The sequence below is a fragment of the Variovorax sp. CF079 genome (genome assembly GCF_900101545.1).
Taxonomy (GTDB): domain Bacteria; phylum Pseudomonadota; class Gammaproteobacteria; order Burkholderiales; family Burkholderiaceae_C; genus Variovorax.
In genome coordinates, this window is record NZ_FMZU01000004.1 from 29,564 (window position 1) to 51,140 (window position 21,577).

A 21,577-nucleotide genomic window follows, 5' to 3' on the forward strand; every position below is an offset into this window, starting at 1 on the left:
GGCTGAGCGCGCGGAAGTTGAGCGCGCGGAACTCAATGCGAGGCCGAGAGTGCCTCTGAAAGACCGCGCAACAGTGATGCGCCATCTCCCTGCCATGCGCTGCCGTGCATGCATGCGAGCGTGCGGGGCTCCTGCTTCGCGAGCCCGGCCAGCAAAGCGGCCGTCTGCGGTGCATGCGCGTAATAGTCCATCTGGCGTCGAAACGCCTCGCTGGGGCCAAGGATGTCGCTATCGACCAGCGCCCGCTCGCTGTTGCCCGGCTGCGTGAGGAGGTCGCCGCAGAAGAAGGTGCGCGTGTGCGTATCCATCATCAGCCCGCACTCCCAGCCGTGCGGGAGATGAGGCGTGTCGAACCAGCGCATCGTGTGCGTGCCGAGCGCGAGTTCTTCGCCATCGGCGAGCGCGCGCGGCGGGCGGTCGGCCATGTCACCCATCGAGACCATGGCCGCGATGCTGCCGCACAGGGGCACGGCCTGCGGCGCTGCGGCCAGAAACAGGTTCAGCGCGCCGCACTCGTCCGCCTCGACATGGGACAGCCCGATGTAGCGCAGGCGCTCGACCGGCATCACGCTTGCGATGGCTTCGCTCACCAGCGGGAAAAGCTGGCGCAGGCCGGAGTGGAACAGCAGCGGCTGGTCGTCGACCACCAGGTATTGGTTGAAGCTGAACAGGTTGCCGTCGGGCAGCGGCACCGGCGTGTTGATGCGGAAGATGCCCGAGGCGATTTCCTGCACGTTGGTGCCGGCCTGCGGATTCGTGATCATGCGCGTCTCCTGTGGGTTGTGGGGCTGCAACTCGACGGGCAGGATGCGGCCTCTAGCTGACCTCTAGCTGCCATCGGCCTTTGCACGCGCAACGACCGCTTCGCCCACCTGTCGTCCAATCTCCCAGCCGGACGTGATGTCGCTGCGGAAATGGATCCCCGCCCATAGGCGCGATTCTCCGAATTCCTGTACCCAGCCGTCGTACCGCGCGCGCTCGCGGGGAAACAGGTAGGTCAGAACGACAGTCGGTGCCTTGACGAGCGTAGCCGCATTGGACGGATAGGTCGGGAATGGCGGGGTCGGAATCACTGTGGTTATCGCCGCGTCGAACTGATTCGGGCGCGCTGTCCAGTAGTGGAACTTGGCGTCCTGCGAGGCGATCCAGCCCTCGTAGTGCGCGACGTGCACCAGCGTGTACGCACGCGCGGCACGTGGCGCACTCGCGTGCGCTCCGTCCTCCGCCAACCGGCGCCCCACCTCTTCGCTCAATCGAAACGCGACGCCCGGCTGCCCCAACTGTCCGAACTGCCAATAGCTCACCTTGCTGTTCGTGAACGGCGTGCGCTTGAAGCCCTTGACTTCGGCAAGCTCCGCGGCGCGTTCAGGCGAGTCGTGCGCTGGAGGCGGCCCGGGGCGAAACTGGCTCGGAGAATTGAGAACGAAGAGCTTCCAACCCACTTCGTCGACACCCACGGGGTTGGTTCCCTTCCACAGACCGGGTCCAGTGGGTACGGGGCCGGCCCATTTGCCGCCGTCGAGCTTCATTCGCTCGATGACGCGTGCGGCGACGGCACGCCCGAGCTCCAGTCCCGCCTTGGTATCACTCGGAAAAGCCGCCCCCGCCATGACACGTGAGCGAGCGGCCTCCTCTGCCGCGCTGGTTATACGCTGCGCTTCTTTCGGATAGATATGCGCAAGAACTGCGGCAGCGGCACCTGCTGCCACGGAGTGCTCGCACGGATACGAGGGATTGCGGGGCGTGGCCACGGAAGCTGGAAACAGTCTGTCGATCTCACCAGGACGTTGACGGTTGTATGTGTACTTGGTGTCCCAAGCCGCGATCATCGCGTCATTGATCGCGATGTTCATCATTGCAAACGCCCGCTGCACGGCTCCACCCGGGATTGGATTGGCCCCCGAGACGTCGATCAGCATTTCGTTCCATCGATGAGACGGCGACCAGAAGTCCCAGTACCGGATCCGCTCCTGGGCCGCGGAGTCCCGCTGCGCTGCAAATGTCCGCAGCTGCTCCAGCTCGGCGGCAGTTGCGGCAGCGTTCGGCGGAGGCTGCAGTCGGAGTTCCTGTCCGGAGGTCAATACCCACGTACGCCACGCGCCGGCACCTCGGTCGGCGAGCGGACCGGATGACTTGTCTGGCGGTGGGACGCTGGTTGCGCAAGCCGTCGCAAGCGCAAGCAACAAAGCAGAAACAGCGAACCTGGTACGCATGGGAGTCTCCTGTGCGAACCACGATCAGGTGAGTCGGACCCGCCGCGTGACTTGCCCGTTGCTTTCCCAGTAGGTGCGTTTCTTGGCGATGCGGGGATCCTCCATCGCTGGTTGGACATTCCCCTGGGTATCGACAGCACGTGAAGTGATGGCGTGTTCTCCTGGCGTCGCATTCGCCCACTCCAGGGACCAGAGCTTCCACGCAAAATCGGCTTGCTCACTCCGGTCCATGGTTGCTGCGACCCAGGGTCCCGCGTCGATCTGCACCTCCACGCGCGCTACGGATGGGCCCCACGCTGCACCGACGATGCGATATTTGCCGTTTCTGCCGGTGACCTTGGCCGGTACAGACTTGAGCAGGGCCCGACCCACGGACGTTTCCGTCCAGACGGTTTCCTGATTGCGCTGCTCTTCGCGGATCGTCACGTAGTCACGCGCCATGAAGCGGCCCATGAAGCGGGTGTCCCATATCTCGATGCGCTTCAGCCATTTGACGTTCGCAATGCCATACCAGCCAGGAGCGATAAGCCGCACGGGGAACCCGTGGGGCTGCGGAAGCGCTGCGCCGTTCATCTCATAGCAGAGCAGGTTGTTCGGGTTCATCGCATCGACCAGCGACATGCTGCGGGCAAAGTGCTGCGGCATCTTGGCCTGGCGGACTTCCTCCTCACCCGCGTCGCTCCCAACGAAGACGACTTCCATCCCTCGATTCAGCACCCCGGCTTCCTTGAGCAGTGGGGCGAGCGGCGTCCCCGCCCACCTGGCGGTGCCAATTCCGCTGATGAACCACGGGAACCCATGATTCCCGGAGCATTCGAGTGTGAAGACGACCTCTTTCCGAGGTCGGGCCTTGAGCGCGGGGAGCGTCAAGGTCTTGGGCTGCTTGACGAGCCCGGTGATCTCGAGGGCCCACGCCTTCTCGTCGATGACCGGCTTGTTGTAGTGCGCCACACGAAAGAACTTGTCGGTGGGCGTCAAAAAGGAACTCAGCTCTTCCCACTGGGGCAGATTCTCGACAACACCGCCACTCGGGTTCGATGGCGGTTGATCCAGCCAGGGAATGACCTCCTCGCCCGGCCGGGCCGGGAAGGCCTGGGCAAGCAAGTGGGAATGCAGCAGCGCCAGACCGGCGAGCGCCGCACCGCCTTGCCGCATCAACTGTCGTCGTGCCATGTCTTTTGCATCCATTGCAGGTCTCCTTGATATAGAAGTGGAACCTGCATCGAACTTGATCTGGACTTCGTTGAGCATGGCAACTCCTTGGATCCGGGACTCGCGGCGCGAACCACCACGACTTCGAATAATCGGCGGCGCTTCCCGGAAATGCAAGAAACGGGAAGGCCTGGTCGACGAATGGTCCAAGCCTTGCGCGCCACCCGGTGGCGCGCGAGATGTCACGGCTTCTTGCTGAGCTCCATCACCATGCGGGTGAGCAGGTAGAAGCGCGGCACCACGCTCTCGACCTCGGCATATTCGTCCGGCGTATGAATGCCACCGCCAACGATCCCGAAGCCATCGAGCGTGGGAACGCCGACATCGGCGGCCAGGCTCGCGTCGGCGGCGCCGCCGGAGCCCTCGATGGTGAGCTTCTTGCCGATTTCGGCGTAAATCGATTCGGCCGTTTTGACCAGTGCGTCGGACTGCGGCGTGCGCGGCATCGGCGGCAGGCCGCGCGACAGCATCGTCTTGACCTGCGTGTCGGCGATCAGCTTGCTTTGCGAGACGCGGGCCAGGTCGCGCTCGATGCGATCGAACTCTTCGCGCGTCACCGCCCGCACGTCGCCCCTGGCAGATGCGTTCTCGGGGATCACGTTGGTGGCGCCGTTGGCTGTCAGCACGGTGAAGTTGATCGTGGTGAGCTTTTCCGCATCGCCCAGCTTGCCGAGCTGCAAGACCTGATGGGCCACCTCCATGGCAGCGTTGCGACCTGCGTCCGGCGCCACGCCGGCATGGGCCGCGCGCCCCTTGACCTCCACCGTGGCCGTGGCGCTGCCCTTGCGCCACACCACCAGGCCGTCCGCCGGTCGGCCGGGCTCCAGGTTAAGGGTGACATCGTGTTCCCTGGCTACGCGGCGGATCAGCGCCGTGGTGTCGAGCGAACCCACCTCTTCGTTGGTGTCTATCAGGAAGGTGATGCGGCCGTAGTCCTTGAAGTTCATCGCTTTCAGGATCTTGATCGCGTACAGCCCCGCGACCACGCCGCCCTTGTTGTCCATCACGCCGGGGCCGTAGGCGCGGCCGTCCTTGATGTAGAAGGGCTTGGCCTTCGCCGTGCCGTCGGCGAACACCGTGTCAATGTGCGCCATCAGCAGGATCTTGCGGGTGCCGGTGCCCTCGAAGGTCGCGACCACGTTGGTTCCGGGATGCGGCGTAGCCGGAAAGGTCTCGATCTTGCCGCCGAGCTTTTGCAACTCTTCGACCACCACACCCCGCACCTTCTCGAGGCCTGCGGTGTTGGCCGAGCCGGAGTCGATGTTGACGAGGCGTTCAAGCAGCAACAGCGCTTCGTCCTTGTAGCCTGCAGATCGGTCGAGAACTTCCTTGTGGGGCTGGGCATGAAGCGTGGACACCAGCATTGCCGCGCCGAGCCCCAACAAAAAACGAGGCAGCCAACGTGCCGCAGGCGCACAGGTGGTCGATGCGAATGTCATCAGGAAATCCTTCGTTGAACAGAGACGCGGGAGTCTAGGCCAGGTTTTCTCCGAGACCAGCCGTCTGAGCTATGCGGTCCGATCTTTCACAGCCCTGACCGCTCGGCGATAGATCAAGACCATGGAAACCAGACCAAAAAAAGACGCCATGGTCGAGGCCAGCGCGATCGTAAACAGTACCCCTGGCACTGCATCGTCCGTGGCAAGGAGCGCGAGAACCAGACAGGCTGCCCACAGTGCACCCCAGCGCAGGATGTAGATGTCCATGTACGTTTTCAGCCAGACGTAGTTCCGGCTCCTGATCGCCGCACGCTCAGGCGCACTTGCATGGGCCGGAGTCGGCTCCAAAGCGGAAGTCGGCGACCAGAACCGGATCCAGACAGAGCCGGCATTGGCGTTTTCCTTGGAGGGTGTCATCAGGCCTCCAGCCTAACCCTTCTCGCAAACCCTCTGCGCGCGAAGCAGGTCGAAGACGGCAACGAGGAAACGTTCTACGTCGCGTACGGCTCAACCACGGAATCAGGCGGGAGGCCATCGGTAGCCCACCAGGTTCTCCTTGGGCCTGGACGTGATCCGAACGGCATTTCCGACGTTGCCGCCCAGGCAAAGAATGTAGGTCGCGGTTTGGCCCAGGTAGAGGCACGAATAGGCCTGCCCGCGCGACGGGGACGCATCACTTTCCGGGCGCTTGAAGATCGCCACGGCGCCTTGCTTGGGTTCCTTCAGCTCGCTCCCCCACGTCAGCCACGCGATATTGCGACCATCATCCACGCCGGGAACGCCCGACGCTTTCATCACCCAGTTGAGGAAGAGCGCGCTCCAAGGAAGCATCGTGTCGTCAGTGACATTCTTGGAATGAGGTGAGGAATGGATGTATTCAAGAATGCGTGGATTGGACTCGGGCCCTGGGATCTCTGACTGGCCCAGTTCGGCCAAGGCAAGCTTCAACCAGGGCGGTGCCGGTATCGCCGCGGTCCCGACCGACAACGGCGCTTCGATCTCCTTCGCCGCGCTCTTCAGATTCGCCGAATCCTTCTTCACCTCTTCGCTGGCCGCGCCTCCGGACTTTGCAGCAGCGGTCTTGGCCATGGCGTCTGCAATGGCGACCAGCGTCTCGGCAGTCACCTTGATTTCAGTGCCCGGCGTAGGCTGTGGCTTGCCTCGAAACCAGCCGGAGGCCGTGGTCCAGATCGTGTCGACGTTCTTGACGAACGCGGCCGTTCCAGCGACGACGGTCACGACGATGGCGATCCAGGATGCCAGCTTCTTGAAGCTCAAACGGCGTTGTGAATCCGTGCCATCGGTCAGCACAGCGGTCGATAGCGAGTCCTTGTCACTGGTTCCCATCGCACCTCCTCGGAGTTGCCCGAGATTTTGCCGCAGGGGGCTGATCACTCGTCCATCCCTTTGGCTAGATCGACAGACATAGTCCTTCAGGCCGCTTCGTCAGATTCTGCGTGAGATGCAGAATTTGCCGCGAACCAGTCCCCGTCACTCGCGAAAGGGCATCCCATGCTCACCGACCTTCAACTCGCGCAGATCATGCTCCACGCTTCGCAGAAGAAGCGCCTCCTGTACGTCGACCCCCTGAACGCGGCGATGGAGGAATTCGAGATCAACAATCTGCGACGAACATCCGCATTCATCGCGCAACTGGCGCACGAGTCGGGCGAGTTCAACTTCATGGAGGAGATCTGGGGGCCAACGCCGGCGCAGAAGCGCTACGAGCCGCCGAGCGACCTGGCAAGGACGCTCGGCAACACGCAGCCCGGTGATGGCAAGCGCTTCAAGGGCCGTGGCCCGATTCAGTTGACTGGCCGCGCCAACTACCAGAAGTTCGGCGATCTGCTCGGGGTCGACCTCGTCGGCCAGCCCGAGCTGGCCGCCGCGCCGGAGCTGGCGTTCAAGACGGCGGGGCTGTACTGGAAGCGCAAAGGGCTCAACGAGCTCGCCGATGCGGACAACTTCACCGAGATCACGCGCAGGATCAACGGCGGCCAGAACGGCGCGGCTGAAAGGGTTCGCTTCTACGAGCGGGCCAAGCTGGTGCTGGCCCCCTCCTTTCCGGCCGCGAGCGCCAGACATGCCAAGGCAAAGACCGCGAAGACGTTCGCGGAGCCGGCCGATGCATTGATGCGCGGCGCTGAGTCAATCCAGCTGGAGCCGCCGCCGCCGGCCTTTGTGCCGCCGCCTTCCGAATCGCTCGCAGTGCGGCCGGACACGCTCGACTTCCGCGACCTGATGTACACGCCCACGCTCATCGAGGTGCCGACCCACATTCCGCTGGGCGAGTACCTGGAGCACAAGGTGCCGATCCTGAACCAGGGCAGCGAAGGCGCGTGCACCGGCTTCGGCCTGGCGACCGTCGCGAACTATCTGCTCCAGCGCAGGCGGGTGGTGCCTGACAGCGTTCCCGTCAGCCCGCGCATGCTGTACGACCTGGCGCGCCGCTACGACGAGTGGCCCGGCGAGAACTACAGCGGCTCGAGCGCGCGCGGCGCGATGAAGGGCTGGCACAAGCACGGCATTTGCTCCGAGGAGCTATATCCCTACCAGCCCGGCAAGGTCGACCGCCGGGGCATGACCGAGCAGCGCGTGGCAGACGGCGTCCGCCGGCCGCTGGGCGCCTATTTCCGCGTCAACCACAAAGACCTGGTCGCCATGCACGCGGCCATCGCCGAGGTCGGCGTGCTCTATGCGACGGCCACGGTCCACGAGGGATGGGGCAGCGTAGGGGCCGACGGCCTGATCGTGCAGTCGGAGGTGATCACGGGCGGCCATGCCTTCGCCATCGTGGCCTATGACGATCAAGGTTTTTGGCTGCAGAACTCCTGGGGTCCGACATGGGGCCTGCGCGGCTTTGCGCGGGTCACCTATGACGATTGGATCGCCAACGGCACCGATGTGTGGGTGGCCCGCCTGGGGGCGCCGGTGACGCTGCGCGCGAAGCAATCGGCCGCCGCCACGCATTCGGCCACCGCCAACCAGAGCGTGGCCTATTCCTTCGCAGACCTGCGGCCTCATATCGTGAGCGTCGGCAATGACGGGGAGCTGAAGGCGGGCGGCGACTACGGCTCGACGCCCGACGAGCTCAGTCACATCTTCGAGCAGGACATCCCGGCGGCGACCCATGGTTGGAAAAAGCTGCGGGTCCTTCTGTATGCCCATGGCGGGCTGGTGAGCGAACAGGCCGCGGTGCAGCGCCTCGCGGAATACCGACCGGAGCTGTTGAAGGCTGAGGTCTACCCGCTGGCCTTCATCTGGCGCACCGACTACTGGACCACCTTCTCGAACATCCTCAAGGATGCGGTGAGCCGTCGACGGCCAGAAGGCGCGCTGGACGCCACCAAGGACTTCATGCTGGATCGGCTCGACGACGCGCTGGAGCCGCTCGCCCGCGTCTTGAGCGGCAAGGCCGCCTGGAGCGAGATGAAGGAGAACGCCTTGCGCGCCGCCAGCCAGGGCTGTGCCTCGACCTTGGTCGTCGATCACCTGAAGAAGCTGGCGAAAAAGGCCGAGAAGAACGGCCAGGCCCTCGAGATCCATCTCGTGGGCCACAGCGCGGGCTCGATCCTGCACGCGCCGATCGTCAAGCTCCTGGCTGCGCGCGGCCTGCCGATCGAGACCTGCACCCTGTGGGCGCCGGCCTGCACGGTCGAACTCTTCAAGGAGTTCTACGTGCCGGCGATGGAATCAAAGGCGCTCCGCAAGCTGACGGTGTATGCGCTCAAGGACAAGACCGAGCGTGATGACGACTGCGCCAAGATCTACAACAAGTCCTTGCTCTACCTGGTCTCGAATGCCTTCGAGGGCCAGGCGCGCATCCCGTTCTTTCGCGATGGCGTGCCGATCCTCGGGATGGAGAAAGCCTTTGATCCCGCCTTGCGCAAGATCTTCAATGCCCACGGCGCCGAACTCGTGCTCACGCCCAACACCGAGCCCGACGATTCGCTGAGCGCATCGGAGGCCATGCACCACGGCGACTTCGACGACGACAAGAAGACAGTCATGTCCACCTTCAGGCGCATTGCGGCAGGTGCCGGCAAGGCGCAGGCGAAGCTCGCGGTGAAGCTCCCGGACATGGCGATCCCGATTCGCAGCGCCAAGCCGATGTTCCCGCACACCGAATCGGCGCTGCGCGATCGGCGCATGCAGATCGACCAGCGCACTCGGGAGAGGGTGTAGCGGCGTGCGCGAGGTGCCCGACGGTTGGCGAGGGCAGGCCACTTCGGCGCTTGCGACTCGCACCGGGGCCGCCGCCTTCAGGCTCCCCAGCCGGGAGGAGGCGATGCATCGCTGCTGCGCGTACAACCGGCGCATCGAGCCCACCTCAGGAGATAGGCCATGGCCACCACCAACTCCATCGATGGCGACATCGTGAAGCGAGCGATCGTGCAGATCAAGGAGGAGATCAAGCGCAAGCGCGAGCGCATCCGGACGATGCCGGCACTGATCCAGAAGCTCAGGGACGAACTCGCGACGCTCGAGAGCGAACTCGAAACCGACCTTGCCCAGCTCAAGGCCTTCGAGGAGCAGTCCTCGGCGACCTGCGGGCATATCTCGGTCGACGCGGCACCGCCATTGCAAGGAGCGCGCTGGTTGTGGGGCCTCCTGCCCGACCTCAGGCGCCCGACGCTCCCGCACGCGCCCACTGCACTGCCGCCACCGTGAATGAGAGCGCAGCCAGCACCCCCATCACCGTGCGCAGGTGGTTCCACCGAACCCAGGGCCCCACATAGGCCGGCCACTGCACCGCGGCAACCGCTGCAGACGCCTCGGCCCGCGCCAGCGTGTTGTTCATGGGCACATTGAAGACCATCGTCACCCCGAAGGTCCCGATCAGATAGGCCGCTGCGCCCACGACCAGCCACCAGGTGGCCGCATCGTTCGCATGCAGCAGCGCCCGCAGCACCAGCACCGCGCACAGCAGCGCGGTGCCGGCGAACACCCCGAGAAACACCGGGTTCTGGATCGTCACGTTGATGTTCTGCATCGCGGCCATCCCCTGCTCGGGCGGCAGCTGCAACAGCGCCTTCATCACCGAGGTCGAGAAGGCGAAGAGCAGGCCGGCGATGACGGCCGAGCCGACGGCGGCGAGCACTGTAAGGGGGAGCATGAGTGCGTTCAGGGTTGCCATGTGGTTTGCCTTCTGCAGTGCGTTCCTGGAATTGCAAAGGTCGCTATTGGGCCCTGGCGGTGCGTGAAATTCAATCACGTGTCGTCCCGGCCTCGTGCTCCATCGTCCAGGTTGCGACACCGCGCGCATGTCGCCAATCTCCAAGACGTGCGCTGCGCGCCTGCCCGACACTGGCCACGCCCCTCGAGACTCCCCCATGCATAGCCCTTCCTCCGCCATCCTCGCCCAGGCCAGCGCCATAGACGCGCCGATCGCGCGGCAAGGCTACGTCGACGCCTTTCGCGGCCTCCTGATCGCGCACATGGCGCTGGACCACGCCTCACTGATGTTCAACGCCGGCCGGGCCGGCGAAGAACTGGCCGCGGCCGCGGCGCCCGTGCCCGGCGACCTGCTGCAGTTCCTGACGCGCTTCACGGGCGTGCCGGTCGCGCCCGCCTTCTTCTTCATGGCCGGCTTCATGGTGGCGCTGACCAGCGCTGCGCGCGAGCAGCGCGGCCTGCCGCATGCCGAGGTGACGCGGCGGCTGATCCTGCGCGGCCTGGTGCTGATCGCGGTGGACGCGCTCGTCATGGGCCTGCCGCGCGCCGCCATGGGCTTCTATTCCTTCGTGGTGCTCAGTTCGATCGGCGCGGCCATCATCATCCTCGCGCTCGTGCGCGACGCGCCGGGCAAGCTGCTGCTGGCGGCGGCGATCGCGGTGCTGGCGCTGCACCCGCTGCTCGAAGTGTCGGCGCTGCCGCTGCCCTTGCGGGCGGTGCTCTACGAGCCGGTTCGAAGCGGCGCGTTTCGTTCGCTTTACCCGGTGATCCCCTGGGCCGCGATCGCCGTCGTGGGCTTCGTCGCGGGCCGCGATGCGCTGCACCGCCTGCAGCCGGCGCGGTTCTGGCTGGGGCTGGCCGGCGTCTGCCTGGCGCTGTTTCTCGCGATCCGCCTGGCTGCCGGCTATGGCAATGCCTACGCGTACACGAAGGTCGCCAGCCTGGCGTTCTGGAACTTCGCCAAGTACCCGCCGGACCTGCCCTTCCTCGCCTGGTCTTTCGCCGCGATCTTCGCGGGCCTGGCCGTGCTGTGGTGGGTCACGCGCAGCGGTCTACCCGTTTGGCTGCGCCCGTTCGTGGTCTTCGGCCGGGTGCCGTTCTTCTTCTACGTCGTCCATTTCTACGTGCTGGGTCTGGCCGCGGCCGTCGTGCACACGAAGTGGGGATTGGCGCAAACCTATCTGATCTGGCTGCTGCTGCTGGCCCTCATGCTTTGGCCCTGCGCCTGGTACTACCGCAAGAAGCGGGACCGGCCGAACTGGGTCACACGCTACGTCTGACCCTCGCCAGCGCTACTGCCGCGCCGCATCGGCCGTCTGCGCCTCGGCATCCCGAAGCCAGTTGTCGATCAGGGTGTAGGACACCGCCAGCATGACCGGCCCCACGAAGATGCCGACCAGCCCGAAGCCGAGCAGCCCGCCGATGACGCCCGCGAAGATCAGCACCAGCGGCAGGTCGGCGCCGCGCCGGATCAAGAGCGGGCGAAGGAAGTTGTCCATCGTGCCGACGATCACCGTCCACACCAGCAGGAAGATGCCCCAGCCGGTCGATCCGCTCCAGAAGACCCAGATCACCGCCGGCGCCAGCACCAGCGTCGGGCCGACCTGCACGATGCACAGCATGAACATCACGGCCGTGAGCAGGGCCGCGAATGGCACGCCCGCAATTGCAAGGCCGATGCCGCCCGCCACCGCCTGGACGAAGGCCGTCACGCCCACGCCCAGCGCCACGCCGCGGATCGCCTTGCCGGCCAGCACCACCGCGTCTTCCCCGCGCTGGCCGCCGAGCTTGAGGCCGAAGCGCCGGACCACCGCCGCCGCCGATTCGCCGCCCGCATACATCATCCCGGCGATGACGACCGTGAGCAGGAACTGCAGGGTCAGCGCACCCACGACGCCGGCCTGCGCGAACAGCCATCCCGTGACCTGCCGGATATAGGGCGTGACCTTCGCCTCCAACCCCGCCACACCCGATGCCACGAGTTCATTCCAGGCCGTGGCGAGCCTCGGCCCGACGATGGGCAGGCGCTCCACCCAGCCGGGCAACTGGGGCGGGCCCCGGCTGATCAGCAACCTGATCCATGCGACGACTTCCTCCGCATTGGCGGCGATGGTCGAGATCGCCAGCGTGAGCGGCAGCACGAACAGCAGCAGCAGGATCAGCACCATCGCGGCCACCGCCAGGCTGCGACGCCTCCACAGCCGCGCCTGGATCCAGAGGAAGGCCGGCCAGGTCGCCACCACGACCATCGCGGCCCAGATCGTCGCGCCCAGGAAGGGGCGGAGGATCCAGAGCGAGGAGCCGATGAGCAGCACCAGGGTCAGGACGCCGAAGGTGGTTTTGGCGAGGTCGGGGCGGGGTTCGGACATGGTGGGGGTTGGGTGAGGGGAAGTGCGCCTATTCTCCTGGCAGCCAAAAAATGGCATGCTGCCTTCCTTCGTTCGCCTGGAGGCAATCCCATGGCTGCTCGTTCCATAGCGTCGCTGTCGCTCGGCTTCGGCTTGGTGTCGATCCCCGTCAAGCTGTATTCGGCGACGGAGAGCTCGGCGACCATCCGCTTCAACCTGCTGTCGAAGGACGGCTCGCGCGTGAAGCAGCAATACATCTCCGAGAAGGACCAGACGGTCGTGCCGCGCACCGAAATGGTCAAGGGCTACGAGTTCGAGAAGGACCGCTACGTCATCTTCAAGCCCGAGGAGCTCAAGGCGCTGGAGGAGGGCGGCAGCCACGTGATCGACATCGTGTCCTTCATTCCCGAGCAGGCGGTCGACCCGCTCTACTATGACAAGGCCTACTTCCTCGCGCCCGACAAGCGCGGCGGCAAGCCCTACAACCTGCTGAAGGCCGCCATGCAGCAGAGCGGGCGCTGCGCGCTGGCACGCTGGGCCTGGAAGTCCAAGCAGTACGTGGTGCAGGTGCGCGCCAACGACGACGGCCTGGTGCTGCAGCAGCTGCTCTTTGCCGACGAGGTCCGGTCGATGAAAGACCTGGAGATCGAGCAGCTCCCGCCGCCCTCGGCCGCCGAGCTCAAGCTGGCGCTGCAGCTCATCGAGCAGATCTCTGCCGACGACTACGAGCCCACGCTCTTCGAGGACGAAGAGAAGAAGCGCATCCTGGTCGCGATCGACGCCAAGATCGCCGGCCAGGAAGTGGTGGCGGTCGAGCATCCGGAAGATGCTGCCGCCGGCGCTCAGGTCATCGATCTCACCGAAATGCTGCGCGCGAGCCTCGGCCGCGCCGTCAAGCCCGGCGCGAAGCAGCCCGCACCCGCAGTCGAAAGCAAGGGCGCAAAGCGTGCTCCCCGGGCGGCAAAGGTGGCCGAGGCCGCGCCGCCGGCGCGCGCGCGCATGAAGAAGTGACGAACAGCGCACCGCTCGAAAGCACGCACCCCTACACCTTGCGCGGCGTCCGGCAGATGCTGGGCCTGTCCCGGCATGCCGTCTCGAAGCTGATCGAACTCGGCTTCGTCGACCCGTCGCGCGGACCCGGGCGCGCCTTGCGCTTTTCGTTTCGCGACGTCGTGCTGCTGCGCTCGGCGCACGACCTGCGCGTGGCGCGCATTCCCACGCGGCAGATCCTGCGCTCGCTGCGGCGACTGCGCGACACGCTGCCGCCCGAAGTGCCCGTGAGCGGCCTGCGCATCACGGCCGCCGGCGACCGCATCACGGTGCGCGAAGAGAACGCGCAATGGGAGCCCGACACGGGCCAGCTCGTGATGGACTTCAGTGTGGCGCCGTCGACCGGCTCGGTGAGCTTCATCTCCCAGCGCGCCGCCGAGCCGGCGACGCCCGAGTCCGACGACCTCGAAGACCTGTTCGAAACGGCGGAAGAGCTGGAAGCCTCCGACCCCACCGCCGCCGAAGACACCTACCGCCTCATCCTCGAGCAGGACCCGACCCACGCCCACGCCTACCTGAACCTCGGCTTCATGCTGTGCGAGGCCGGCCGCAGCCGCGAGGCCGTGGCGCTCTACGACGAGGGCCTCGCGCACTGCCCCGACGACCCGCTGATGCACTACAACCGCGCCGTCGCGCTCGAAGACCTCGGCCGCGTGGCCGCCGCGCTCGCGAGCTACGAGGAATGCCTGCGCCTGCAGCCCGACTTTGCCGACGCGCACCAGAACGCCGGGCTGCTCTATGCACATGCCGGACAGAAGCAGATGGCCATCCGCCACTTCAGCGCATTCCGGCGGCTGCAACCGCGGGCCTAGCCGGCGGCGACCGCGATGGCCCGCGCCGATCCGCTCAAGAAATACAAGGCCAAGCGCAACTTCGCGCTCACGCCGGAACCGGCGGAGGGCGGAGCCGAAAGCACCCACGCGCGACAGTTCGTCGTGCAGAAGCACTGGGCCACACGCCTGCACTACGACGTGCGTCTCGAGCTCGACGGCGCGATGAAGAGCTGGGCCGTGCCCAAGGGCCCGAGCTACGACCGTCAAGTGAAGCGCATGGCCGTGCACGTCGAGGACCACCCGATCTCGTACAACAGCTTCGAAGGCACCATCCCGCCGAAGCAGTACGGCGCCGGCAAGGTCGTCATCTGGGACAAGGGCACCTGGACGCCGATCGGCGACCCGCACGAGGGCTACCGTGACGGCGACCTCAAGTTCGAGCTGCACGGCTACAAGCTGCGCGGCAAGTGGGTGCTGGTGCGCATCAAGAGCAAGGAAGAAAAGCAGAACGCCTGGCTGCTCATCAAGGAACGCGATGCCTACGAGCGCCCTTCGGCCGAGTTCAGCGTCGTCGACGAGTTCCCGGACAGCGTGGCCGACCTGCCGATGCCCAAGCCGGAATCGGCCGCACCCGCGCGCGCACCGGCAAAGAAGCGCGCCGGTGCGCGCGGCATGCCCGCGGGCGCGGTCAAGGCAGAGATACCGCAGAAGTTGTCGCCGCTGCTGGCCACGCTGGTCGATGCGCCGCCCGCCCGGCCGAGCGAGTGGGTCTACGAGATCAAGTTCGACGGCTACCGCATGTTGGCGCGCATCGATGCAGACGGTGGCGGCGTGCGGCTCATCACGCGCAACGGCCACGACTGGAGCAGCCGCCTGCCGCACCTGGTGCAGGCGCTGGAGCGCATGAAGCTCAAACCCGGCTGGCTCGACGGCGAGATCGTCGTGCTCGCCGAATCCGGCCGGACCGACTTCCAGGCGCTGCAGAACGCCTTCGAGAGCGCCAGGACGCAGGGCATCGAGTTCTTTTTGTTCGACGTGCCGTACTACGACGGCCACGACCTGCGCGGCGTGCCGCTGATCGAGCGGCGCGAGTTCCTGCGCGCGCTGCTCGCCGAGGCGCCGGGCGGCATCCGCCTGAGCGAAGCCTTCGATGCGGCGCCGAAGGACATCATCGCCTCGGCCTGCAAGCTCGGGCTCGAAGGCATCATCGGCAAGCGCAAGCAGAGCGGCTACAGCTCGCGCCGTTCGACGGACTGGATCAAGCTCAAGTGCAGCCAGCGGCAGGAGTTCGTCATCGGCGGCTACACCGACCCGAAGGGCTCGCGCATCGGCATCGGCTCGCTGCTGCTCGGTGTTCACGACGACAAGGGCGATCTGGTGTACGCGGGCAAGGTCGGCACCGGCTTCAACGACCGCTCGCTCGCGGACATGTTGACGCGCCTGCAGACGATCGAGATCGACCAGCGCCCCTTCAAGAACAGGACCGAAGACGAACGCAACGCCCACTGGGTCAAGCCCATGCTGGTGGCGGAGGTCACGTACTCGGAGTGGACCGCCGGCGGCCACATCCGGCATGGCGTGTTCGAGGCGCTGCGCGCCGACAAGCCGGCCAGGGCCATCGTGCGCGAGAAGCCCGTGCACCTGGTGGACGCCGATGTCGAGCAGCAGCAGCAGCCCATCGCGCACACGCTGCCGCCGAAGCTCAAGGTTACCCACCCGGAGCGCGTGATCGACCCGAAGAGCGGCGTGACGAAGATCGAGCTGGTGCGCTTCTACGGCCTGATCGCGCCGCTGATGATGGAGCACCTCAAGGGCCGGCCGGTGTCGATCGTGCGCGCGCCCACCGGCATCACGGGCGAGCTGTTCTTCCAGAAGCACCTGGACAAGGGCAGCATGGAAGGCATCCGGCAACTCGACCCCGCCATCTGGCCGGGCCATGAACAGATGATCGAAGTCGCGACGCCCGAAGGCTTGCTGTCGGCCGCGCAGATGAACGTCATCGAGTTCCACACCTGGAATGCCGTGAAGACCGCGACTGGCAAACCCGACCGCATGACCTTCGACCTCGACCCGGGCGAGGGCGTCGGCTGGCCGGCGGTGCAGCAAGGCGCCGAGGTCGTGCGCGTGTTCCTCAACGAACTGGGCCTGGAGTCTTTCTGCAAGACCAGCGGCGGCAAGGGCCTGCACGTGGTGGTGCCGCTGCGCAAGCATCACGACTGGGACACGGTGAAGGATTTTTCGGAAGCCATCGTGCGCCACCTGGCCCGCACCTTGCCGAAGATGTTCGTCGCCAAGAGCGGCCCGCGCAACCGCGTGGGCAAGATCTTCATCGACTATTTGCGCAACGGCTTCGGCGCCACGACCGTCTGCGCCTGGTCCGCCCGCGCGCGGCCGGGGCTCGGGGTGTCGGTGCCCGTCGAGTGGGCGGAGGTGCAGCACCTGACGAGCGGGGCGCAATGGACGGTGCGGAACATCCATACGCGGCTGGACAAGGGGAACGAGCCCTGGAAGGACTATGCGAAGTCGGCGCAGGGGATTGGGCCGGCGATGAAGATGCTGGGGTTTCGGGGATGAGGGGCCTTGCTCCCTCTCCCTCCGGGAGAGGGCTGGGGTGAGGGCACGCGACCCGTGAGCGCGTCGATCGGCTCGCCCGGGGCTCGTCGACCACGATAGGCAGGGCGTTCAACTCGGAGCAGAATGCTTCCGGGAGCGGACCTTCGACGGCAATGTCTGCTGACCCAAGCATCTCCATTCGGGAGCACCGCGAGCGACTTCAACGGAGGACGCAATGCGAACGGCTCATTGGCTGATGACGGCAGTCCTTGGACTGCTGCTTGCGGGCTGTGCGGGCATCAGAACCGCTCCGACACCGGAAGCGCGACAGGCTTTGGCTCCAACCGGCAAGCTTCGCGTTGGACTCCAGCTTGGCAATCCCTTGAACGTGGTGCGGGACTCCGTGTCGGGTGAGATGAAGGGGGTCGGATTCGACCTCGGAAAAGAGATGGCCCGGCGCATAGAGGTTCCGTTTGAGCCGGTGCTGTACCCATCGATCGGAGCCCTTCACGACGGCGGGAGATCCGGGGCTTGGGACGTCGCCCAATTTGGGTTCAGTCCCGAGCGGGCGAAGGAGTGGGATTTCAGCGCGCTGCACCTGGAGGTCGAATTCGGCTACCTCATCCCTGGCGGTTCTTCGATCTCAACAATGGCTGATGTGGATCGCCCCGGGACTCGAGTTGCCGTGCAGGAGAAGTCCGGACCCGATGTCTTTTTTACTCGCACGCTGAAGAATGCTGTGGTTGTCCGAGCATCAAGCAACCCTGGCGCATTGGAGGCGCTGAAATCCGGGAGAGCGGACGTCATGGGCAGCATCAAGCCGATCCTGTTCGAGATGTCGAATCAATTGCCTGGTTCTCGAGTCCTCGACGGTCGACCTGGCATCGATCCGCACGCTATGGCGATGCCGAAGGGACGGGAGCTTGGAGCGGCATACACGCGCCAGTTCGTTGAGGACGCGAAGTCCGAGGGTCTGGTCAAAGCCGCGATTGAGAGAGCCGGTTTACGCGGCGTGATTGTCGCTCCGCTCAAATGATGCTCTCTAGCCGCGGCTCCGCGCCCGGCATCAGCCGGATCGGCTCCGAGCGCTCTTCCTGTTGCCCTCGGTGCGCGGGGTATCCGTACCCGCCGAGGCACTGCCACCGTTCGCCTGATCGACCCACTGCAAAGCGTCGACATACGACATGAAGCGGTGGAGGTACTCCGGCGACAGTTCACGCATCAACATGAGCGATCGATGCACGAGGTGACGCGAGTTGAGGGGGCCGGCGTTCTGCGGCACCGTCGCCAGCGACTGCGTCAGCCGTCGATCGGCGCTGAGCCTCGACCAGGTGTTTCTGAAATAGCTGAGCGTCTTCGAGTCGAGCGCCGCGCCGTCCCCACGCGATGACGACGCATGCCGGCCGATGTGGTCGACGAGCTCCGCGAGCGCCCCGCGATGGGGTTGGCCTTCCTGCGTCGTGGTGCTGTCCGCGCGTGGAGCCCTTTCGAGATCCTCGTCATACGCCGCAAGCAGCTTGGCCATCCTGTCGTCCAGGATGCGACGCGCATCGCCGCCGTGCGCAGCCGCCCGCCTGGCCAGCGCTTCGATAAATCGAAAGCGGACGGGATCGAAGCGATGATCGCCACGCTCGCGCCGTGCATCGATCATCGCGCCGGTTGCGCATGTCCCCTCGCTACTCACGGGACTTCATGCTTGCATTTGACGGTCTCGGCGTGGGCGCCATTTCCACGCGCCGATTCCTGGATCGTCCGTCGGCATCGGCATTCGACGCCACCGCCTGCTCGGAACCGAAGGCTGCGGCAAATACCGAGGACGACGGGATGCCTTCCTCGATCAAGGCCCGGGTCACCGTCAAGGCCCGCTGAGCCGACAGCTCCCAGTTGTCGGCGAACTGGCGGTTGCCCCCCCGCACCTGCCGGTCGTCGGTGAAGCCGCTCACCATCAGGATATCGTCGCGGCCCTGGAGGTAGGCGGCCAGCGGTGCGCTCAGGCTCCTCAACAGTTGCCGGCCTTCGGGCTGCAACTCGGCGGAGTTGACGGCGAACAGCACGCTGCCGCTGATGCCGATGCGCCCGTTGTTCAGCGTCACCCGGCCCGCCGCCAGCGGCCCCGCGAGGGCCTGCTCGAGGGCCTGCAGTCGCTGCGCTGCAGCCTGCCGCTGCCGGACCTCGGCTTCCAGCTTCGTCGTGAGGTCCAGCTGCATGCCGACCACGCACACCAGGATCAGCACGAAGGCGCCCAGCAGCCCCGACATCAGATCGCCGAACACGGCCCATACCGGCACCGTCGGCTCCAGGCCGGCGTCGACGTCCTCCGTCATCACGCTTCGCTGCCCACCGGTGCCCGGCTGCTGGCGAGCTGCTGCAGATCCTCGACGATCTGCTTCTGCGACATGATGCTCAGGTCGATGACTTCTCTGGCCTGCGCCACGTAGTAGTCCAGCTGCTCGTCACTGCGCGCGATGGACTTGCCGAGCGCACCTTCGATGCGCTGCAGATGGGCCACCAGCTTGTCGTTCGATTGGCTGAACAGCTGCACCGCGAAACCGAATGCCTCGCCCAGGCTCGCCACCTCGACGGCACTGCCGGTGATCTGTGCGGCGACGTCGGCCATCTTCCCGGTTTCCGCGTCGACCTTTTCCGTGAAGCGCGTGCCGACACGGTCCAGCAGATCCGCCGACGCAGCGACCAGCGCGTCGATCGCCGAGCGCTGTTCGGTGGAGGCATGGTTCACGCTGTCGAGCAGGGTCTGCAGCGTTTCCAGAATGCGGCCGCGTTCCTCCAGCATCGTGTTGTCGCGCGCCATGCTGTCGGAAAGCTTCTGGCGCAGTTCGGCAATCACCTCGGCTGCGGCCCGGGGGGCTTCCGAGGCGGCATGCACGAGTTGGGCGATCTCGGCGATCGTGTTGCTCGCGTGCGCTTCCGTCCGGGCCGATATCTCTTCGGCGGTCTGCGCCAGCGTCTTGCAGAGCTGCTGCTGCTGGCTCTCGCTGCGCGCGCCCGCCTGCTGCCATTCCTGCTGCAGCGACACGGCCATTGCCTCGAGCGCATCGGTCCAGGCCGCCAGCCGCTGCTGGTCGCGCGACGCCATCTCCGCCTGCAGGTCGGCCTGCGCCTGGGCCACAGTGCGCAGCTGTGAAGCCGTATGCTGTTCCAAGCGGGTCGACAGCCCTTCCAGTTGCCGCTGCACGCCGTGCTCGATGGTGCCGTGCAAGGAGGTCGCCTCGCGCGCGATCCCGGCCATCGTGGCTTCGACGACCGGCTGGATTGTCGCGCCGGCAACGCGGGCACTCTGGGTCAGGCTCTCCTTCAACGAGCGGTCGACGGAGGAGGCCAGGCTTGCATACGCGGCCTCGGCCTTGCTGTGGAAGCTGTCCTGGCTGGAGAGCAGGCGCTCGTTCAAGGCCTGGCTCTGCCGCTCCATCGTCGCCATCATGGCCTGCAGCCGATCGACCAGCTCGGGCATCGCCTGGCCCTGTCGCTGCAGCAGCTTGAAGGACTCCTCGCGCTGATGGGCCAGGGAGAAGGCACGCAAGGTGGTCGCGATGCGCGTGTCGAGCAGCTGCGCGGCCTGCAGCCTGTCGCGCCGGCACAAGGCGGAGACGAGGCCCAGCATCGCGGACGCGGCCACGCCCGCAACGGACGTGCCGAAGGCCAGCCCCAGCCCCTTGACCGGGGCGGCCAGGGAGGAGCGGATGGCCTGCAGGTCCGACGCGCTCTCCAGCGCGATCCCGGTGCCGTTCAGCGTGACCACCATGCCGAGAAAGGTGCCCAGCATCCCCAGCAGCACCAGCAGCCCCGCGAGGTATGGCGTCAGGGCCGGGCCGGGCAAGCCGACGCGCTCACCCTCGATGCGCAGGCGCACCGCGTTCCGCAAGGAAGGATGCAGCTGGTCGAGCCAATGGCCCAGGCTCGCCGGGGGATCGGGCATGTCCGCCAAGGCGCGTGCCAGGGTGGACGTGGCCTGGTGGAAGCGGTGCAGTTCCAGCGCGCCCATCAGGTAGAACGCGCCGACGAGCAGCGTGATCACCAGCGCCAACGGGTTCGAGCCGATGTACCCGGCGCCGACCCAACACACGGCGGCCAAGCCCACGAAAAAAGCGAAGTGTTGAAGAAATCTAGTCATTCACTCTTGCGAAGGGCTTCGAGCAGCCCTTCGACCGGTTGCAATCGAATATCCAGCTCGGCAAGCAACACGCTTTGCATGTCCTTGCAGAAAACGTTTGACCAGCCTTCGGGCTGGGCCCCGCTGTCGGCCTGGCGCAAGCGCCCGAAATGCTTTTCGAGCAACCCGGGCACGGTCGACAGCAAGCGCTGCTCGTGCGCACCCAGCGCCTGTTCCATGACGGCATCCACGGCAGCAAGCCGGGCCATGGCGGGCGACCTGGCCGCCAGCTTCGCCCGCAGACGACCGCGCAAGGGCTCGATGGCCGCCTCGATCGCCTGTTGTCTGGCGAGGTAGCGCCGACGGTATGCGGAGAAGTCGGCCCCGAGTGCGCTGTCTGCGGCGATGGCTTTCGCCAACGCGGCTCGCACGCGGGTGCATTCGGCTTCCTCGGCGCGTGCGGAAGCGCGCGCGCCGGATGGCGCAGTCGCCGCACCGCCATTCAACGCCGCGGACAGCGAGATGGCGTCGGTCCAACGGAGCCATTCACCCAATCGATCCGCGAAGCCTTGCTTGGATTCGGGAACGTCGGTGTCGGTCAGTTGAGCGAGCAAGCGAATGAGCGCCGATCCGGTGAAACCTGTACGCCGTGACACTTGCACCATACCGCCAGAAGGAAAAGCCCGGCAGTCTACACCGCGCACTC

The 21,577-nt window shown here is 66.0% G+C and carries 19 protein-coding genes; 7 read left to right on the forward strand and 12 right to left on the reverse strand.

The annotated features are described in order from the left end of the window. Positions 1-32: 32 nt before the first annotated feature. The 6 genes from BLS74_RS06085 to BLS74_RS06110 form a co-directional block, all read right to left on the reverse strand. Positions 33-764: an oxygen-binding di-iron domain-containing protein gene (locus tag BLS74_RS06085; RefSeq protein ID WP_093103770.1), complete on the reverse strand. Its 732-nt coding sequence runs from the start codon at positions 762-764 to the stop codon at positions 33-35. A gap of 63 nt (positions 765-827) precedes the next feature. Continuing rightward, the gene (locus BLS74_RS06090; protein WP_170855520.1) at positions 828-1,919 is read right to left on the reverse strand and encodes a vanadium-dependent haloperoxidase; all 1,092 of its coding nucleotides are present in this window, start codon (positions 1,917-1,919) and stop codon (positions 828-830) included. Positions 1,920-2,237: 318 nt separating this feature from the next. Further along, positions 2,238-3,464, reverse strand: coding sequence for a sulfite oxidase (locus tag BLS74_RS06095; RefSeq protein WP_212733644.1), 1,227 nt, complete (start codon positions 3,462-3,464; stop codon positions 2,238-2,240). A gap of 143 nt (positions 3,465-3,607) precedes the next feature. Then, a complete protein-coding gene (locus BLS74_RS06100; protein WP_093103774.1) occupies positions 3,608-4,789 on the reverse strand; it encodes a glutamate carboxypeptidase in 1,182 nt (393 codons plus the stop codon). Positions 4,790-4,933: 144 nt separating this feature from the next. Continuing rightward, a complete protein-coding gene (locus tag BLS74_RS06105) occupies positions 4,934-5,281 on the reverse strand; it encodes a hypothetical protein (RefSeq protein ID WP_093103776.1) in 348 nt (115 codons plus the stop codon). Between the two features lie 102 nt (positions 5,282-5,383). Beyond that, on the reverse strand, positions 5,384-6,211 hold the full coding sequence (locus BLS74_RS06110; RefSeq protein WP_093103777.1) for a TIGR02594 family protein: 828 nt from the start codon (positions 6,209-6,211) through the stop codon (positions 5,384-5,386). A gap of 165 nt (positions 6,212-6,376) precedes the next feature. Here BLS74_RS06110 and BLS74_RS06120 point away from each other — a divergent pair, with 165 nt between their 5' ends. After that, entirely contained in the window at positions 6,377-9,049 is a 2,673-nt protein-coding gene (locus BLS74_RS06120) for a C1 family peptidase (RefSeq protein ID WP_212733645.1), read from the forward strand. A gap of 159 nt (positions 9,050-9,208) precedes the next feature. Next, entirely contained in the window at positions 9,209-9,535 is a 327-nt protein-coding gene (locus BLS74_RS06125) for a DUF4200 domain-containing protein (RefSeq protein WP_093103779.1), read from the forward strand. Here BLS74_RS06125 and BLS74_RS06130 read toward each other — a convergent pair. After that, positions 9,486-10,001 carry an anthrone oxygenase family protein gene (locus tag BLS74_RS06130; protein WP_093103780.1) on the reverse strand — a complete coding sequence of 172 codons (516 nt, stop codon included), beginning with the start codon at positions 9,999-10,001 and terminating at the stop codon, positions 9,486-9,488. The genes BLS74_RS06125 and BLS74_RS06130 overlap by 50 nt on opposite strands. Before the next feature lie 196 nt (positions 10,002-10,197). On the opposite strand from BLS74_RS06130, the gene BLS74_RS06135 reads away from it, so the two are divergent. After that, on the forward strand, positions 10,198-11,319 hold the full coding sequence (locus tag BLS74_RS06135; protein ID WP_170855522.1) for a heparan-alpha-glucosaminide N-acetyltransferase domain-containing protein: 1,122 nt from the start codon (positions 10,198-10,200) through the stop codon (positions 11,317-11,319). A gap of 12 nt (positions 11,320-11,331) precedes the next feature. Here the strand turns inward: BLS74_RS06135 and ydiK are convergent, their stop codons facing one another. Next, entirely contained in the window at positions 11,332-12,408 is a 1,077-nt protein-coding gene (gene ydiK / locus BLS74_RS06140) for an AI-2E family transporter YdiK (protein ID WP_093103783.1), read from the reverse strand. Positions 12,409-12,498: 90 nt separating this feature from the next. On the opposite strand from ydiK, the gene BLS74_RS06145 reads away from it, so the two are divergent. The 4 genes from BLS74_RS06145 to BLS74_RS06160 all read left to right on the forward strand — a co-directional run bounded on the left by BLS74_RS06145 (position 12,499) and on the right by BLS74_RS06160 (position 17,799). Then, positions 12,499-13,398: a non-homologous end joining protein Ku gene (locus tag BLS74_RS06145; RefSeq protein ID WP_093103785.1), complete on the forward strand. Its 900-nt coding sequence runs from the start codon at positions 12,499-12,501 to the stop codon at positions 13,396-13,398. After that, on the forward strand, positions 13,395-14,249 hold the full coding sequence (locus tag BLS74_RS06150) for a tetratricopeptide repeat protein (RefSeq protein ID WP_093103786.1): 855 nt from the start codon (positions 13,395-13,397) through the stop codon (positions 14,247-14,249). The genes BLS74_RS06145 and BLS74_RS06150 overlap by 4 nt, the downstream gene beginning before the upstream one ends. A gap of 15 nt (positions 14,250-14,264) precedes the next feature. After that, positions 14,265-16,784: a DNA ligase D gene (gene ligD, locus BLS74_RS06155; RefSeq protein ID WP_093103788.1), complete on the forward strand. Its 2,520-nt coding sequence runs from the start codon at positions 14,265-14,267 to the stop codon at positions 16,782-16,784. 235 nt (positions 16,785-17,019) lie between these two features. Next, positions 17,020-17,799 carry a transporter substrate-binding domain-containing protein gene (locus BLS74_RS06160; RefSeq protein WP_244503777.1) on the forward strand — a complete coding sequence of 260 codons (780 nt, stop codon included), beginning with the start codon at positions 17,020-17,022 and terminating at the stop codon, positions 17,797-17,799. 30 nt (positions 17,800-17,829) lie between these two features. Here the strand turns inward: BLS74_RS06160 and BLS74_RS06165 are convergent, their stop codons facing one another. From BLS74_RS06165 to BLS74_RS06180, 4 genes are read right to left on the reverse strand one after another with little or no spacing between them, the layout of a single operon-like run. After that, positions 17,830-18,414, reverse strand: a complete 585-nt coding sequence (locus BLS74_RS06165; RefSeq protein ID WP_093103791.1) for a DUF2894 domain-containing protein — start codon at positions 18,412-18,414, stop codon at positions 17,830-17,832. A 25-nt stretch (positions 18,415-18,439) separates the two neighbouring features. Next, positions 18,440-19,087 carry an OmpA family protein gene (locus tag BLS74_RS06170; protein WP_093103792.1) on the reverse strand — a complete coding sequence of 216 codons (648 nt, stop codon included), beginning with the start codon at positions 19,085-19,087 and terminating at the stop codon, positions 18,440-18,442. Continuing rightward, positions 19,087-20,892 carry a hypothetical protein gene (locus BLS74_RS06175; protein WP_093103794.1) on the reverse strand — a complete coding sequence of 602 codons (1,806 nt, stop codon included), beginning with the start codon at positions 20,890-20,892 and terminating at the stop codon, positions 19,087-19,089. The genes BLS74_RS06170 and BLS74_RS06175 overlap by 1 nt, the downstream gene beginning before the upstream one ends. After that, positions 20,889-21,536, reverse strand: coding sequence for a DUF3348 domain-containing protein (locus BLS74_RS06180; protein WP_093103795.1), 648 nt, complete (start codon positions 21,534-21,536; stop codon positions 20,889-20,891). Before BLS74_RS06180 ends, BLS74_RS06175 begins: the two co-directional genes overlap by 4 nt. Between the last annotated feature and the right edge of the window lie 41 nt (positions 21,537-21,577).

What these genes read in the sequence shown, in the direction of transcription:
- BLS74_RS06085 (WP_093103770.1), bottom strand. Translation starts at nt 764, where the DNA reads ATGATCACGAATCCGCAGGCCGGCACCAACGTGCAGGAAATCGCCTCG.
- BLS74_RS06090 (WP_170855520.1), bottom strand. Translation starts at nt 1,919, where the DNA reads ATGCTGATCGACGTCTCGGGGGCCAATCCAATCCCGGGTGGAGCCGTG.
- BLS74_RS06095 (WP_212733644.1), bottom strand. Translation starts at nt 3,464, where the DNA reads ATGCTCAACGAAGTCCAGATCAAGTTCGATGCAGGTTCCACTTCTATA.
- BLS74_RS06100 (WP_093103774.1), bottom strand. Translation starts at nt 4,789, where the DNA reads ATGCTGGTGTCCACGCTTCATGCCCAGCCCCACAAGGAAGTTCTCGAC.
- BLS74_RS06105 (WP_093103776.1), bottom strand. Translation starts at nt 5,281, where the DNA reads ATGACACCCTCCAAGGAAAACGCCAATGCCGGCTCTGTCTGGATCCGG.
- BLS74_RS06110 (WP_093103777.1), bottom strand. Translation starts at nt 6,211, where the DNA reads ATGGGAACCAGTGACAAGGACTCGCTATCGACCGCTGTGCTGACCGAT.
- BLS74_RS06120 (WP_212733645.1), top strand. Translation starts at nt 6,377, where the DNA reads ATGCTCACCGACCTTCAACTCGCGCAGATCATGCTCCACGCTTCGCAG.
- BLS74_RS06125 (WP_093103779.1), top strand. Translation starts at nt 9,209, where the DNA reads ATGGCCACCACCAACTCCATCGATGGCGACATCGTGAAGCGAGCGATC.
- BLS74_RS06130 (WP_093103780.1), bottom strand. Translation starts at nt 10,001, where the DNA reads ATGGCAACCCTGAACGCACTCATGCTCCCCCTTACAGTGCTCGCCGCC.
- BLS74_RS06135 (WP_170855522.1), top strand. Translation starts at nt 10,198, where the DNA reads ATGCATAGCCCTTCCTCCGCCATCCTCGCCCAGGCCAGCGCCATAGAC.
- ydiK (WP_093103783.1), bottom strand. Translation starts at nt 12,408, where the DNA reads ATGTCCGAACCCCGCCCCGACCTCGCCAAAACCACCTTCGGCGTCCTG.
- BLS74_RS06145 (WP_093103785.1), top strand. Translation starts at nt 12,499, where the DNA reads ATGGCTGCTCGTTCCATAGCGTCGCTGTCGCTCGGCTTCGGCTTGGTG.
- ligD (WP_093103788.1), top strand. Translation starts at nt 14,265, where the DNA reads ATGGCCCGCGCCGATCCGCTCAAGAAATACAAGGCCAAGCGCAACTTC.
- BLS74_RS06160 (WP_244503777.1), top strand. Translation starts at nt 17,020, where the DNA reads ATGACGGCAGTCCTTGGACTGCTGCTTGCGGGCTGTGCGGGCATCAGA.
- BLS74_RS06165 (WP_093103791.1), bottom strand. Translation starts at nt 18,414, where the DNA reads ATGATCGATGCACGGCGCGAGCGTGGCGATCATCGCTTCGATCCCGTC.
- BLS74_RS06170 (WP_093103792.1), bottom strand. Translation starts at nt 19,087, where the DNA reads ATGACGGAGGACGTCGACGCCGGCCTGGAGCCGACGGTGCCGGTATGG.
- BLS74_RS06175 (WP_093103794.1), bottom strand. Translation starts at nt 20,892, where the DNA reads ATGACTAGATTTCTTCAACACTTCGCTTTTTTCGTGGGCTTGGCCGCC.
- BLS74_RS06180 (WP_093103795.1), bottom strand. Translation starts at nt 21,536, where the DNA reads ATGGTGCAAGTGTCACGGCGTACAGGTTTCACCGGATCGGCGCTCATT.